Source organism: Massilimicrobiota sp. An142, from assembly GCF_002160725.1.
GTDB lineage: Bacteria > Bacillota_I > Bacilli_A > Erysipelotrichales > Coprobacillaceae > Allocoprobacillus > Allocoprobacillus merdigallinarum.
Genome location: NZ_NFLD01000004.1, coordinates 101,979 through 117,066, shown reverse-complemented (window position 1 = coordinate 117,066; position 15,088 = coordinate 101,979). Strand labels below are relative to the sequence as shown.

Sequence of the window (15,088 nt, the reverse complement as noted above, 5' to 3'; positions counted from 1 at the left end):
ATTGCTAACAATGCTCTACTCTTTGAGCGTATTAGCAATGTGGAATTAAAGCAGTTGGAATACCAGAAGCAGACGGACGAGAAGTTAGAGCAGATATTTGAATACATATCTGAACACGAGGAAGCCAGTCAAAAGATATTCTTTGACGGACAGATATATGATGCGTTTAGTCTGATTGTCAGCTTGATACAGAAAGCAGAGAAAGAGATTACGTTGATAGACGGGTATGTAGATGTAGGAACGCTTAATCTGTTAGCGAAGAAAAATGAGGGTGTATCTGTTACAGTTTACACTCATCAGCGAACACGATTAAGTAATATAGATGTGGCAAATTTCAATGCACAGTACCCTGCATTGGAAGTGAAGTATACGAGTGTGTTTCACGACAGATTTTTAATTTTGGACGGAAAAACAGCCTATCATATCGGGGCGTCTTTGAAAGATGCAGATAAGAAAACTTTTGGAATTACGCTGATTAACGATGAGAGTATCACGAAAGACATCTTGCAGCGTTTAGAATTGGAAACGGAAGAATAGAAATTGCAAAAGGCAGTCCCCAAAATTGCCTTTCACCATACATACAAAACTTGAAATTACAATTTTCGATTTCAAGTGGTGATAAGATAAACGATATAACATTGTATGTCACGGGATAATAACCACCACCTAAAAGGTGGCTGATATTGACATCGTAACATTTCCCAAATCAAAAGGCTTGTGCTAAATGCTTGCTAAAAGGATGGTCTAAAATGCCTTAAAATTAGCAGTCACAAGGTGGTACGAAATAACATCTTTAATTCGTGAAAAATCAGTAAATATGGGGATTAGTTAAACTTAGAAGGTAGCCTCCTTACCCTTAATGGTGTGCCTCCTAAGCGGTAGATTGGGTGTTCAAATTACCTCGTGGACGCCATTTTATATAATGGATAGAAAGTTCTATCGCCTTATAAACAGTCAACAGTTTGTGTTAGTTGTTTTTTTGTTAAAGTTGATTTTTTTATTTTCAACAAAATTTGAAATATATGTATAATAATGATAACGACCTGAAGAGGTCGTTTTTATGCTTTTCGTTCACAGATTTCTGTCGACTGACAATTTCCACATATACTTTTTCTTTGATCAGGAATGATAATCTTTTCATTGATCAGACGTGAAAATTCAAACCAGGAGATTTGTGAATTCTCTTTTAAACCACAAAAAGATAATACCATGTGATCATATCCTTGAATCAATTCTTTTGTTTTACAGACACCTTTAAGTAAGTTAGGACATTTTTGACAAATGATATCTTCCTTTATAACAACTTTTAAATCGGGATTATTTTTCATAGTATCATAAACAGATTGCATATGTTTGGTGAATTCTTCACTATAACCTTTTCCTTCAAAAAAATTGAAACACAAACCATGATGTGCTCTTAACTCTAATCGCTTCTTATTCATGATTATCTTTTCTTTAATCTGTTTATAAGAAAAAGAGCAACGCCAATTTTTATTAAGTCAGGTATAATAAAGGGGATGACACACAATCCTAAAACGGTAGATAATCCAATGACACCTGAATGTTGGGTATAGATCATCATAAACCAAGCAGTACCAAAAGCATAACATACAATCAAACCTGCTATCATAGAAAAAGCTAGGACGATTTGATTTCTACCCATGATTGTCTCTATTCCCCACATCAATAATGCTGATAATAAAAAGCCGATAATATAACCACCCGTTGTACCTAGAAGAACACTTATGCCACCAGTCAATCCAGCAAATACAGGAACTCCAATAGCCCCAAGAAGGATATATGTCAAAATTGTCAATGTCCCTCTTTTACCACCTAAAAGACCAACTGTCGTAAAGACACCCATTGTTTGTAGAGTATACGGAATACTGGCAGGAATGGAAATCCATGAACAAATAGAAATCATGGCAGTGAAAACACTCATATAGACAATATCTCTGGTTTTATTTGAATCAGTATCTTTTATATATTCCATAGTTTATACACCTCTTTCTAGTGAAGACAGTAGGCATCATAACAGATGTTTCTTTTATTGTAAACTATTAAATGTATTTTAGTTTACAATAAAATGTATAGTACTAGTTATTTGTAGAAAAAAAGAACTTTATGATTTGACTCAATAAAGTTCTTTTCTGTATGTATTTTTTAAAATGCCATTTTATAGCTATCTTTACCAAAACGCTTGATATATTCCTGATCATTATTAGCCAGTCTTAATTTCATCATGACATTACCAATCAAAGCTGGAATGGATGTACCATCTTCATATATTGAAGAACCCCAAACCTGTTCAAACAAATAAGAAATACTAAAAGGCTGATAAGGATGGGCAATGAGAATGGATAATAACTTATATTCATTTTTTGTTAGTGTTAAAGCTTTTCCATTACATGAACATGTTTTGGCAGTTGTATCCATCACAATATCTTTAAAACGATATATACGTCTAGGTTTTAATATTCCATTTTTATAAACTGATTGAATTTTAATATCTAAATCTTTTAAAGCAAAAGGTTCAGTTAAGTAGTCATCTGCTCCAGCGTTTAATAATGATTCTAAATAATCAGGAGCTAATGCATCACTTAAAACAATCGTAATGGGCTGACCTCTTAATTTAATTTGTACTAGAAAATCTCTTATTTGAATGCGTGGAAAATTATCTTCAATGATGACACAATCATAAGTATGATTTTCAAAATAATTTTCTAAATCTTTATATGTGATGACTTGTTGACAGATATAATCTTTAGATTCCAGATAGTCTTTGATTTGATTATTGAAATCTTTTTGACTATGAATAATAAGAGCTGTAAATTGTCCAAACATAAAAATTCACCTCTTTATAAGTATAATATGAAACGCAAAAAATACAATAGAATATATTCAAAATATTTTTATTTCATTATATGAAAATGTACGTTATTTAGCTATGACATGATAGATTTTATGTAGACATTGTGAAAATAAATTGATACAATGGTGGAAAAAGAAATGGGGGATGTATTGAATGGATATGAATAAGTTACTTGAAAACTATGGATGTTTGACTTTTAGTGATGATATCATGAGAGAACGTATTCCAAAATCAACTTATAAAGCTTTTCATGAAGCTTTAGATAAAGGTGAACCTTTAGCTAAGGAAACAGCAACAGTTATTGCGAATGCTATGAAAATATGGGCAGTAGAAAATGGGGCCACTCACTTTACACACTGGTTTATGCCAATGACGGGATTAACTGCTGAAAAACATGATGCTTTTTTAGAACCTGATGGTAATAAAGCTATCTTAGAATTTAGTGGTAAAACATTAAGAAAAGGGGAACCTGATGCGTCTTCTTTTCCATCTGGGGGATTACGTGCAACTTTTGAAGCACGCGGTTATACGGCCTGGGATTGTACTTCACCAGCTTTTGTGAAAGATGGAAGCTTATATATACCAACACTATTTTGTTCATATACAGGTGAAGCTTTAGATAAAAAGACACCTTTATTAAAATCCGTTGATGCTTTGACAAAAGCTTCATGTCGTTTATTACCAATGCTTGGTATGGAAGGTATCACTCATGTCAGTGCTTCTGTAGGAAGTGAACAGGAATATTTCTTAGTAGCAGATGAATATTATCAAAAGCGTATGGATTTAAAATTAACAGGTAGAACGCTTTTTGGTGCTATGGCACCTAAAGGTCAAGAATTGGAAGATCATTATTTTGGAAGCTTAAAGCGTAAAGTTGCTGCTTTTATGAAAGAACTTGATCAGGAATTATGGAAATATGGTATTCCTTCTAAAACAAAACATAACGAAGTGGCTCCTGCGCAACATGAAGTGGCTTGTGTTTATCGTAATGTCAATATTACAACAGACAATAATCATTTATTAATGTTATTGATGCAGGATATTGCGAAAAAACATGGATTAAGATGTTTGTTGCATGAAAAACCATTTGATGGTGTGAATGGATCAGGAAAACATAATAATTGGTCAGTTGTCACAAATACCGGTGTTAATTTATTTAATCCAGGACAGAACCCAAGTGAAAATTTACCTTTCTTAGCTGCTTTAGCATGTACAATTAAAGCTGTTGATGAATATGCAGATTTATTGCGTATGACAACTGCTACAGCTGGTAATGATCATCGTTTAGGAGCTAATGAAGCACCACCAGCTATCATTTCTATCTTTTTAGGTGAAGATTTAGATAAAATCATTCATGCGATTATTGAGGGAGCAGAATTAGAAAATATTGATAAAGCAAGATTCCAGACAGGTGTTTCTGTTGTTCCTGATTTTTCTAAAGATAATACCGATCGTAACCGTACATCACCATTTGCTTTTACAGGTAATAAGTTTGAATTTAGAGCTGTTGGTTCATCACAATCTATTGCGGGTCCTAATACAATCTTAAATTCTATTTTAGCTTATGAAATGGAAGAAATGGCAGATGAAATAGAAAGTGGTAAAGAACCTATGGAAGTTATTAAAGAATTTTTATCTCAACATCAAAGAATTATCTTTAATGGAGATGGATATTCTAAAGAGTGGGAAGAAGAAGCAAAAAGAAGAGGACTTCCAAATCGTAAAAATACAGTTGAAGCTATGGAATGCTTATTAGATGAAAAGAATGTTAAGATGTTTAAACGCTTAGGTATTTATAGTGAAATTGAACTTCAGGCACGTTATGAAATCTTACTTGAAAATTATAATAAAACGATTCAAGTTGAAGCTTTAACAGCATTAAAAATGGCAAGAAATGAAATTTATCCTGCCGCATTAGCTTATTTAGATCAAATGACAAAAACATCTTTGCATATGCAAGAATTAGGTGTCAATATTGATTATCTGGTGGATGATGTCAAATCATTATCATCATTGTTATCACAAATGAAAAATCAAACGATGATTTTAGAAAAACATATTGATAGAGCACAACATCTAGAAGCTGATATTTTAGAAATTGCAAAAATATGGCGTGATGATGTATTATCAACAATGACGATATTACGTCAGATTGTTGATCAGATTGAAAATTGTGTAGATGAAAAATATTGGCCTATGCCAACATATATGGATTTATTATTTGGTATATAAACTGGTATCTTTTGATACTGGTTTTTTTATTTGACAGGTAACTTTTGGGGTTCTCATACGAAAATGTTTCTTATTTGTCAAGAGTGTGATATAATGAAAATAGTTTTGAAGGGGTGGTGTAGATGAAAACGAGGTTATATAGGCAAAGTGATTTAGATTCTATTTTAGAGTTATTTTATCATAATATTCATACTGTTTGTGTTCATGATTATACATTAGAACAGCTAGATGCCTGGGCACCTGCAAATCCAGATGTTTATCGTTGGCAGGTTTCTTTGAACAGAAATCATACTTTGGTTGTAGAAAAGGATTCACAAATTATTGGATTTGGTGATGTTGGTGAAACAGGATATTTAGATAGGCTTTATGTACATCCTGATTATCTACATCAAGGCATTGCTTCATTGCTTGTTGAACAATTGGAAAAATATGCCAAAGCTAAAGGAATATCTTTTATGAATACGGCTGCTTCTGTGACATCAAGACCTTTCTTTGAAAAACAGGGGTATAATGTTTTAGAAGAACAGATCGTGGAAAGACGTGGCGTGAGATTGAGAAGATATTTAATGGAAAAGAAACTTTAGTTGTTGAGGAAGAAAAGAGATTTTCTTCTTTTTATTTTGAAGTTTCATAATTTGAAATTTAAAAGACAAAAATAAATATTTCGATATAATCATGATGATTGTGGAGGAAAATCATGAATAGAAATATAAAGAGATATATCATTATTATATTAGGGTTTATTATAACTGGGACAGGTTCAGCTTTAACTTTAAAGGCTGGTATTGGCGTTGGGGCCTGGGATGCTTTAGCTAAATCAACATCAGATCTGATTGGGATAGAGGTTGGAACAGCGGGTATTCTTTTCAATAGCAGTTGTGTGCTGGGACAAATTCTTATTTTAAGAAAACAATTTCGTTTGCGCCAGTTGCTTCAAATCCCTTTTAGTATTTTACTAGGTACGGTTATTAATTTTATGGTTTACCATATTTTAACTTTCCCATTTGATTCTTTTGGTGGCGGAATCGTTTTATATTTATGTGCCAGTACTTTATCGGCATTTGGTGTGTCTATTGTCATGTTGTTGGATGAAGTAACATTTGCTTTAGAAGGCTTCTGTATGGCATTGACAAAGCTTTTACCTTTTAAGTTTTCTACAATCAGACAAGCTGTTGATGTGATATCTATCTTGATGATTATAGGACTGACTTTATCAGCTCATATTTCCTGGTCTATTGGTGTAGGAACAATTCTAGGAATGTTAACATTTGGACCAACATTAGGTATTTTTATGAAATTATTTAAACCTATATTAAAAAGACATCAGTTGCTTAATTATGAATAAAACTCAAATCTATTTCAGACTTGAGTTTTTCTTTTCCAATAATTATAAAAATAATAAATCACAATGGCGATCAGGGCACCACATGTATCAATAAGAACATCTGTGAATTGACCAGCTCTGCCACCTATAAATAACTGATGGAATTCATCAGTGCAGGCATATAGAAAAGCACATATAAGTGAATAGACGATAATCTTTTTCAATGGATATTGATTCTTATAGAATCCATAAATAAAAGTCAAAGTTAAAACAGCATATTCGCTCATATGAGCAGCTTTTCTGACAATCAATTCTGTTATAGGAATATGTAAGTAAGTTTGAATCCATAAAACAATTTGTGAACTTAGTCCAGATGATTCATTTCCTGTTTGTTGTGAAAACATAAAAATGATGATCATTAAGATGAAGGATGGTATAAAATATTTGATTTTCTTCATAAAAACACCTCTTGGTTATTATAAAAGAACTTGTCTTTTTCGACAAGTTCTAATCTGTTAAATCTTCACCGTTAGAAGCAATGACTTTTTTATACCAATAGAAAGAATCTTTACGATATCTCTTCAGTGTTCTTAATTCAAATTCATCTCTGTCTACATAAATGAAACCATAACGTTTTTTCATTCCTTCATGAGTAGAAATTAAGTCAATAGCAGACCAAGGATTATATCCAAGCATTTTGCATCCATCACTAATCGCAAGTCTAATCTGTTCAATATGTTTTCTTAAATATTCAATACGATATGCATCATGGACTTTTCCATCTTCTGTTAATGTATCATAAGCTCCTAAACCATTTTCAGTGACTAATAATGGTAAACGATATCTTGAATACATTTCACGAATAGTCGCTCTAAATCCCATAGGGTCAATTTCCCAACCGAATTCAGTTGTTGGAAGATAAGGGTTTTTAAATCCTTTAAACATACCTGTTTCCCCACGTGCTGTTTGTTGGTCAGCTGCAGAGTCACATTCTACAGTGCCATCTTCCCACTCGCAAGTTGCCGTATTGTAGTAGTTGAATCCAATGAAATCTGGATGTCCATTTTTCAATGCTTCTGCGTCACCTTCACCAAAATCAGGTGTTGCATCATGTTCTTCTAGCCAAGCCCAAACAAGATTATTGTAAACACCATAAACAGCCATATCTAAATATAACCAGTTTCTAACGGCATTATAGTTTTGAGCAGCTAAAACATCTTCTGGTTTACAGCTAGCTGGATAAACAAGTGAAATGTTTGGTGCAGGCCCAATTTTAGCATCTGGTAACATTTCATGACATAATGCCATGGCTTTTGCCTGAGCTACTAACATATGGTGGTTTTGTTGATAGATTTCTTTTAATTCATTTGTACATCCTTCAGGTATAGTCAATGTTCCAATCACAGGGCCAACAAGTGTTAACATATTTTGTTCATTGATTGTTAACCAGTATTTGACTCTATCACCGAAGTTTTCAAACATCACTTTCGCAAAATTCACAAACCAGTCAATTGATTCTCTATTTGACCAGCTACCTCTTTGATCCAATGCAGCAGGCATATCAAAGTGGAACATTGTCACGATCGGTTCAATGTTGTATTTGAGACATTCGTTAATTAAGTTGTTGTAGAATTCAATACCTTTAGGATTGACTTCACCAGTTCCTTGAGGCAAGATTCTTGTCCATGCAATAGAAAAACGATAAGACTTGAATCCCATTTCAGCCATTAAGGCAATATCTTCTTTATAATGATGATAATGGTCAGCACAAACAGTCAAATCAGAAGTTCCTTCAGGAACTTTTTTAACATCCTGACAAGATGGCCCTTTTCCATCTTCTAAATTTGCACCTTCAACCTGGTAGGCAGAAGTACTTGCACCCCAAAGAAAATCTTTAGGAAATGGTTTTAATGTTTTGTGTATCATAATTTCTCCTCCTCATACAAGCGTTATTATATCGAAAAGTTTTTTGAAATAAGAAATTTTCCAGAAGATGAAAAAAATTTTTATAAAATGAAAACTATTTGAAGAAGGTGTATTGAAAATTGATGATTTATCATGAATAATAGAGAAAGATGTGAAAATAATCAGATAAATTGAAAATGGGATGTTCAAAACAATATTTGATAAGAGGATAGAAATCATTTTCGATTTTAGACAGTAATGATTCATGGTTATATGGGAAATAGGAGGGAAAATAATGAATCAAGACAAAATTATCAATGAAATTATTCCACATTTTTTATGTGAGGGGAAATTATTAAAAATCATTTCTTTTGGCAATGGTCATATTAATGATACATATCGTTTATATTATCAGCTTGAAGGTGGTCAGACACAATCTATGATTTTACAGAGAATGAATACATATGTGTTTCAAAGTCCTGACAAGTTAATGGAAAATGTTTTAAATGTCACTTCATTTTTAAAGAACAAAACAATTCAAAATGGAGGAGAACCTGAAAGAGAAACACTCACTGTGATTTTAACTGATCAGGACTTACCTTATTATCAAGATCATGACAATCATGTCTGGCGTATGTATGCCTTTATTGAAAATACAATGAGTTATGATTTGGTTGAAGATGAGAATATTTTTTATCAGAGTGCTTTAGCATTTGGAAAGTTTCAAAATTTGTTAGCTGATTATCCTGCTGATACGCTCTATGAAACAATTCCAGATTTTCATGATACAAGAAAGAGATATGATGCTTTTATAAAAGCAATGCAAGAAGATTGTATGCAAAGGGCTCAAGGTGTATCAAAAGAGATTGCGTTTGTTATTGAACATGAACATTATGTAGATCGCTTTAATGAAGCATTACAAAAAGGAGAAGTTCCTTTAAGAGTGACACATAATGATACCAAATTAAATAATATATTATTTGATTGTGATCAACATCAGGCTGTATGTATTGTGGATTTGGATACAGTGATGCCTGGACTTGTGATGAATGATTTTGGAGATGCTATTCGTTTTGGCGCAAGTACAGCTTTAGAAGATGAAAAAGATTTATCTCAGGTTGCATGTGATATGCATTTATTTGAAGTTTATACAAAAGGTTTTATTGAAGGAACACAAGGAAAACTCACACCTCAGGAAGTAGAATTGTTACCTTTAGGTGCTTTAATGATGACATTAGAATGTGGTATTCGTTTTTTAACTGATTATCTACAAGGTGATGTTTATTTTAAAACTGAGTATCCTGAACATAATTTGGTTCGTTGTCGTACACAATTTCAATTAGTCAGTGATATGGAAAAGAAATGGAATCAGATGACAACTATTGTGCATCAATATGCCTACGTTCACCAATAATACACTTCTTTATGGGATAATGATTGTAAGGAGGGAAGACAATGGTTGGTTTTGAGATGGGATTGGAAACAGGTGGTTATGATATGATGTTTACATTGGTTGCGTTATTGATTTTGGGCATGATTTTCGTGATTATCATCAGAGGGATTCAACAATGGCATCATAACAATCAATCACCTAGGCTTACAGTGAATGCTAAGGTTGTTTCTAAACGTACTAATGTCTCTTTTCATCATCATGGTCATGATCATGGCGTGACATCATCAACAACTTATTATGTGACTTTTGAAGTGAAAAGTGGAGATCGTTTAGAATTTGTAGTGAATGGACGTGAATATGGTTTTCTAGTGGAAGGTGATTATGGAGAACTCACTTTTCAGGGAACACGCTATATAGAATTTATAAGAACAGAAAAAAAGGGTTAAAGTTCATTGACTTTAATCCTTTTGCATATTTTCCCATTGTTCAAGAAGCTGATCAAGTTGTGTATGACCATCATCAATCTTTTGAACGATTTCATTATATTTTTTATAATCATTGAGTACGTCTTCTTCCTGTAATTGAAGATTCCATTCTTTGATTTGATTTTCTAGTGTGGAAATTTCTTTTTCAATTTTCTTGATTTGATTTTGATGTTTACGTTGTAAAGACTGTGCTTTTTTATTTTCAATATAAGATGTATTATTTTTTTCTTTGGTTTCTTTTACTTTTATTTTGTGATCCATATATTGAGAATAATTACCACTATAAATATGACTGCCATGAGCATCCATCTCTATAACTTTTGTAGCAAGTTTATTAATAAAATAACGATCATGACTAATAAAGAGAATTGTTCCTTCAAATGAAAGTAAAGCATCTTCTAAGACTTCTTTAGATTCAATGTCTAAATGATTGGTTGGTTCATCTAAAATCAGGAAATTACAGCGTGATAATAATAATTTCATTAAGACAACACGACCACGTTCTCCACCTGATAAAACATCAATTGTTTTAAAAACGTCATCACCTTTAAATTGAAAAGAAGCACAGGCATTTCTAATCTGGGTGTTATTCATTTGTGGGTATGTATCACTGATTTCCTGAAAAATCGTTTTATTGAAAGATAATGATGTGTGTTCCTGATCATAATATCCAATCATGACTTTGCTGCCTAATTTGATTTTACCAGCCGTTGGGACATAATCATTTAAAATCAGATGAAACAATGTTGTTTTCCCAATACCATTTGGACCAATTAAAGCAACACGTTCTTGTTTTTTAACTTCAAAATTAATGTGTTCAAAAAGTGGTTTATCAAATGCCATGGCTAAATCTTTCACTTTAAGCACATCATATCCTGATTCTACCAATGGTTGAAATTGGATACGTATCGCTTGTGGCAGGGCATCTGGTTTTTCAACTTTTTCCATCTTAGCTAAAGCTTTTTCTTTGCTTTCTGCACGTTTAACTTGTTTTTCACGATTAAATGATTTTAATAAATCAATACTTTCCTGCATACGTTTGATTTCTTTTTGATTATCAATATAATGTTTTAATTCTACTTCACGATTATGTTTTTTAATAATTGCATATTCCTGATATGAACATTTATAAGTTGTAGCTTTGCCATGTTCAATTTCAACAATCTGATTAGAAATCTGATCAATGAAATAACGGTCATGGGAAACCATAATAATCGCATGAGGATAATTTTTTAAATAGTTTTCCAGCCATTCAATGGATTCAACATCTAAATGATTGGTAGGTTCATCCAATAATAAAAGATCTGGTTTTAATAAAAGAAGTCTACCTAAAGCAATACGTGTTTTCTGTCCACCAGACAAAATAGAAATAGGCATTTCCCACATAGATTCATCAAAACCTAAACCTTTTAAAACACCTTTGATTTGACTTTGATAGCTATAACCATCATTATGTTCAAATTCATATGTTAAGCGTTCATATTCATCCATGATAACATCTAATTGTTGACTCGTTGACATCTGCTGTTCAAGTTCACGAAGACGTTTTTCTGTTTCAATAAGAGGCTGAAAGACATCTTCGAGAGCTTGATAAATAGAAAATTCTGGATTTAATGTATTATGTTGAGATAAATAGCCTATTTTGGTATTTTTAGGCATAAAGATTTCACCACTGTCATAGCTTTCCTCACCACAGATGATTCTAAGCAGTGTGGTTTTTCCTGCCCCATTGACACCAATAATAGCCAGTTTATCATGATTTTCAATTTTAAAAGTAATATCTTTAAGCAAGTCTGTTCCTTGGAATGACTTTTTTAAAGATGAACAAGCTAATATCATTTTGATCACCTCGTTCATTGTAACATACATCATTGAAAAGATAAACTGTAAAAGTTATAGTTGATTGTTTAAACATAACCTTGTATAATTGTATACAATAAGTGAAGGGGTGGTTAAAAATGAATTTAGCATATAAGGTTTTACAGGCACATTTAAAAGAGGGAGAATTAATTCCTGGAACTCCAATCTGTATTGGAATTGATCAGACATTGACGCAAGATTCTACTGGAACAATGGCTTATTTACAGTTAGAAGCTATGGATACAGGGAAAGTTGCAGTTGAAAAGGCAGTAGCTTATATTGATCACAATATGTTACAGACGGGGTTTGAAAATATGGATGATCATGAGTTTATTCGCAGTGTTGCGAAAAAACATGGGATTACTTTTTCAAAACCAGGGAATGGTGTTTGTCATCAGTTACAGTTAGAAAACTTTTCAAAACCAGGGAAAACACTGGTTGGAAGTGATTCACATACACCGACATGTGGCGCTATGGGAATGATTGCGATTGGTGCAGGGGGATTGGATGTTGCAGTTGCGATGGCAACAGGAAAATATTATTTACAATGTCCAAGTGTGATTCAGGTTCATCTGACAGGTAAAAAAGCACCTTGGGTGAGTGCTAAAGATATCATTTTAAAAATTTTACAGTTATTAAGCGTAAAAGGTGGCGTGAATAAGATTGTAGAGTATACAGGTGAAGGAATCGCTTCTTTATCATTAACAGATCGTGCCACAATCTGTAATATGGGAGCTGAACTTGGTGCAACAACATCTATTTTTCCAACCGATGCAAGAACTTTAGAATATTTAAAACAACAGGGTAGAGAAGCTGATTATGTGGAAATGAAAGCTGATGAAGATGCCCAATATGATGAACGATTAGATATTGATATGTCTACACTTGAACCAATGGTAGCCAAACCTCATAGCCCAGATGCTGTGGTAAGTGTTAAAGAACTAGAAGGTATGCATATCAATCAGGTTGTCATTGGGTCATGTACGAATTCATCATTTGCTGATATGATGCGTGCGGCCAAAATTTTAAAAGGTAGAAAAGTTGCAGATCATGTTTCATTGGTTATTGCGCCAGGATCTTCAAGTATTTTGGCTATGTTATCACAAAATGGGGCTTTGGCAGATATGATTCATGCAGGAGCCAGAATTCTTGAATGTGGCTGTGGTCCTTGTATTGGTATGGGGCAGGCACCTCTTTCTCAAGGGATTTCTTTAAGAACAATCAATCGTAACTTTAAAGGACGTTCTGGAACAAATGATGCTGGTGTTTATCTGGTTTCACCAGAAATTGCTGCCTTGTCTGCTGTTAAAGGATATTTATCTTGTGAATTTGAAGAGGATATGTATTTAGATGAAGTTCCATCAACACCATTTATTAAAAATGAAAACTTTTTTATCAATGAATATGATCCAAATACAAAAGTCTATATGGGACCTAATATTAAACCAGTTCCTCGTGGTGAAAAACTCTCAGCTGATATTCAAGGAAAAGTTGTGTTAAAAGTAGGAGATAATATTTCAACTGATCATATTGTTCCTTCAGATTCAAAATTATTACCATTCCGTTCTAATGTTCCACATTTGGCTAAATTTGCTTTTTCAAAAGTGGATGATCAGTTCTATACAAGAGCTAAAGAAAATCATGGTGGATTTATCGTCGGTGGTGATAACTATGGACAGGGATCTTCAAGAGAACATGCGGCTTTGGTACCGAATTATTTAAAGATTAGAGCTATTTTTGCTTTATCATTTGCAAGAATTCATCGTTCTAATTTGATTAATAATGGTATTTTACCGATTGTGATTGATCAGAAAGGTTATGATTTCTTTAATGAAGAAGATGACTATATTTTATTAAATGTCAAAGAATCCGTAGAAAATGATCAGCCTATTATAGTTCAAAATCAACGTACAAAAGAAACTTTATCAACGCAGTTGACTTTAGCACCAAGAGAAAAAACAATGATTTTACAAGGTGGATTATTGAATGCGATTAAAGAATTAGGAGGGGATTTTTAATGAAAGCTGTATTAATTCCAGGTGATGGGATTGGACCAGAAATTGCCAAAAGTGTTGAAGCTTTAACAACAGCCATGAATTTGGATATAGAATGGGTGAAATATCGTGCTGGGGCTGAATATGCCAAAGAAACTGGAGATGTTTTTGAACCTGGACTTGTCGAAGCCATTGAACAATATAAATGGGCATTGAAAGGCCCAACAGCAACACCTATTGGAACAGGATTTAGAAGTGTCAATGTGGCATTAAGACAAAAGTTTGCGACTTATGCCAATATTAGACCAATCCGTTCATTCAAGGGAATCAATTCTAGATATGATGATATAGATTTGGTCATCATTCGTGAAAATACAGAAGATTTATATAAGGGGATTGAATATAAACTCAATGAAAACATAGCCAATGGTGTCAAATTGATTACCAGAGAAGCCAGTGAAAAAATTTGTCGTTATGCCTTTGAATATGCGAAAATCAATCATCGTCATAAAGTGACTGCTATTCATAAAGCCAACATCATGAAATATACAGATGGACTTTTCTTGGAAGCTTTTAGAGATGTTGCCAAGTGTTATCCTGATATTGAAGCGCAGGAAGTCATTGTAGATAATATGTGTATGCAACTGGTTTTAAGACCTGAAACTTTTGATGTTTTGGTTGCACCTAATTTATATGGTGATATTGTTTCTGATTTATGTGCTGGATTAGTTGGTGGATTAGGTTTTGCGCCTAGTGGTAATATTGGAGATGAATATCGTATTTATGAAGCTGTTCATGGTAGTGCCCCAGATATTGCAGGGCAAAATATCGCCAATCCAAGTGCATTATTATTAGCTTTTGCGTTGATGTTGGAAGATTTGGGAAAGATCGAAGCGGCAAATGCTTTAAGAATGGCATTATCAAAAGTTGTTGAAAAACAGGAAACTGTTACACCTGATATTGGTGGACATGCTTCCACTACTGAATTTGTAGACGCAATTATAAAAGAATTATAGGAGGGAA

13 protein-coding genes and 1 pseudogene are annotated in these 15,088 nt (G+C 33.1%); 8 read left to right on the top strand and 6 right to left on the bottom strand.

Features of this window, described 5'->3' with window-relative positions:
* Nucleotides 1-537 (top strand): annotated as a pseudogene (locus tag B5E87_RS03010) (ORF6N domain-containing protein); the annotation flags it as partial.
* Between the two features lie 521 nt (nt 538-1,058).
* On the opposite strand, the gene B5E87_RS03005 reads toward B5E87_RS03010, so the two are convergent.
* The 3 genes from B5E87_RS03005 to B5E87_RS02995 all read right to left on the bottom strand — a co-directional run bounded on the left by B5E87_RS03005 (nt 1,059) and on the right by B5E87_RS02995 (nt 2,844).
* A complete protein-coding gene (locus tag B5E87_RS03005) occupies nt 1,059-1,442 on the bottom strand; it encodes a DUF1284 domain-containing protein (protein ID WP_087243470.1) in 384 nt (127 codons plus the stop codon).
* A gap of 2 nt (nt 1,443-1,444) precedes the next feature.
* Nucleotides 1,445-1,993: a biotin transporter BioY gene (locus B5E87_RS03000; protein ID WP_087243469.1), complete on the bottom strand. Its 549-nt coding sequence runs from the start codon at nt 1,991-1,993 to the stop codon at nt 1,445-1,447.
* Nucleotides 1,994-2,163: 170 nt separating this feature from the next.
* Entirely contained in the window at nt 2,164-2,844 is a 681-nt protein-coding gene (locus tag B5E87_RS02995) for a response regulator transcription factor (RefSeq protein WP_087243468.1), read from the bottom strand.
* Between the two features lie 181 nt (nt 2,845-3,025).
* On the opposite strand from B5E87_RS02995, the gene B5E87_RS02990 reads away from it, so the two are divergent.
* The 3 genes from B5E87_RS02990 (at nt 3,026) to B5E87_RS02980 (ending at nt 6,449) form a co-directional block, all read left to right on the top strand.
* Complete coding sequence (locus B5E87_RS02990; protein ID WP_087243467.1) at nt 3,026-5,104, top strand: glutamine synthetase III family protein; 2,079 nt, start codon at nt 3,026-3,028, stop codon at nt 5,102-5,104.
* 122 nt (nt 5,105-5,226) lie between these two features.
* Nucleotides 5,227-5,688, top strand: a complete 462-nt coding sequence (locus tag B5E87_RS02985) for a GNAT family N-acetyltransferase (RefSeq protein WP_087243466.1) — start codon at nt 5,227-5,229, stop codon at nt 5,686-5,688.
* A gap of 113 nt (nt 5,689-5,801) precedes the next feature.
* Complete coding sequence (locus tag B5E87_RS02980; RefSeq protein ID WP_087243465.1) at nt 5,802-6,449, top strand: YczE/YyaS/YitT family protein; 648 nt, start codon at nt 5,802-5,804, stop codon at nt 6,447-6,449.
* A 14-nt stretch (nt 6,450-6,463) separates the two neighbouring features.
* Here B5E87_RS02980 and B5E87_RS02975 read toward each other — a convergent pair whose 3' ends face one another.
* Both B5E87_RS02975 and B5E87_RS02970 read right to left on the bottom strand, forming a co-directional pair.
* Complete coding sequence (locus B5E87_RS02975) at nt 6,464-6,886, bottom strand: VanZ family protein (RefSeq protein ID WP_087243464.1); 423 nt, start codon at nt 6,884-6,886, stop codon at nt 6,464-6,466.
* 49 nt (nt 6,887-6,935) lie between these two features.
* Nucleotides 6,936-8,354, bottom strand: coding sequence for a glycoside hydrolase family 1 protein (locus B5E87_RS02970; protein WP_087243463.1), 1,419 nt, complete (start codon nt 8,352-8,354; stop codon nt 6,936-6,938).
* Nucleotides 8,355-8,628: 274 nt separating this feature from the next.
* Between B5E87_RS02970 and B5E87_RS02965 the strand changes: the two genes are divergently transcribed.
* Both B5E87_RS02965 and B5E87_RS02960 read left to right on the top strand, forming a co-directional pair.
* Entirely contained in the window at nt 8,629-9,747 is a 1,119-nt protein-coding gene (locus B5E87_RS02965) for a phosphotransferase enzyme family protein (protein ID WP_087243462.1), read from the top strand.
* A gap of 41 nt (nt 9,748-9,788) precedes the next feature.
* The gene (locus B5E87_RS02960; protein ID WP_087243461.1) at nt 9,789-10,172 is read left to right on the top strand and encodes a DUF2500 domain-containing protein; all 384 of its coding nucleotides are present in this window, start codon (nt 9,789-9,791) and stop codon (nt 10,170-10,172) included.
* A 12-nt stretch (nt 10,173-10,184) separates the two neighbouring features.
* Here B5E87_RS02960 and abc-f read toward each other — a convergent pair whose 3' ends face one another.
* Nucleotides 10,185-12,050: a ribosomal protection-like ABC-F family protein gene (gene abc-f / locus B5E87_RS02955; RefSeq protein ID WP_087243460.1), complete on the bottom strand. Its 1,866-nt coding sequence runs from the start codon at nt 12,048-12,050 to the stop codon at nt 10,185-10,187.
* 119 nt (nt 12,051-12,169) lie between these two features.
* Here abc-f and B5E87_RS02950 point away from each other — a divergent pair, with 119 nt between their 5' ends.
* Both B5E87_RS02950 and B5E87_RS02945 read left to right on the top strand, forming a co-directional pair.
* Complete coding sequence (locus B5E87_RS02950) at nt 12,170-14,089, top strand: aconitate hydratase (protein WP_087243459.1); 1,920 nt, start codon at nt 12,170-12,172, stop codon at nt 14,087-14,089.
* Nucleotides 14,089-15,081, top strand: a complete 993-nt coding sequence (locus B5E87_RS02945) for an isocitrate/isopropylmalate dehydrogenase family protein (RefSeq protein WP_087243458.1) — start codon at nt 14,089-14,091, stop codon at nt 15,079-15,081. The genes B5E87_RS02950 and B5E87_RS02945 overlap by 1 nt, the downstream gene beginning before the upstream one ends.
* Nucleotides 15,082-15,088 lie beyond the last annotated feature (7 nt).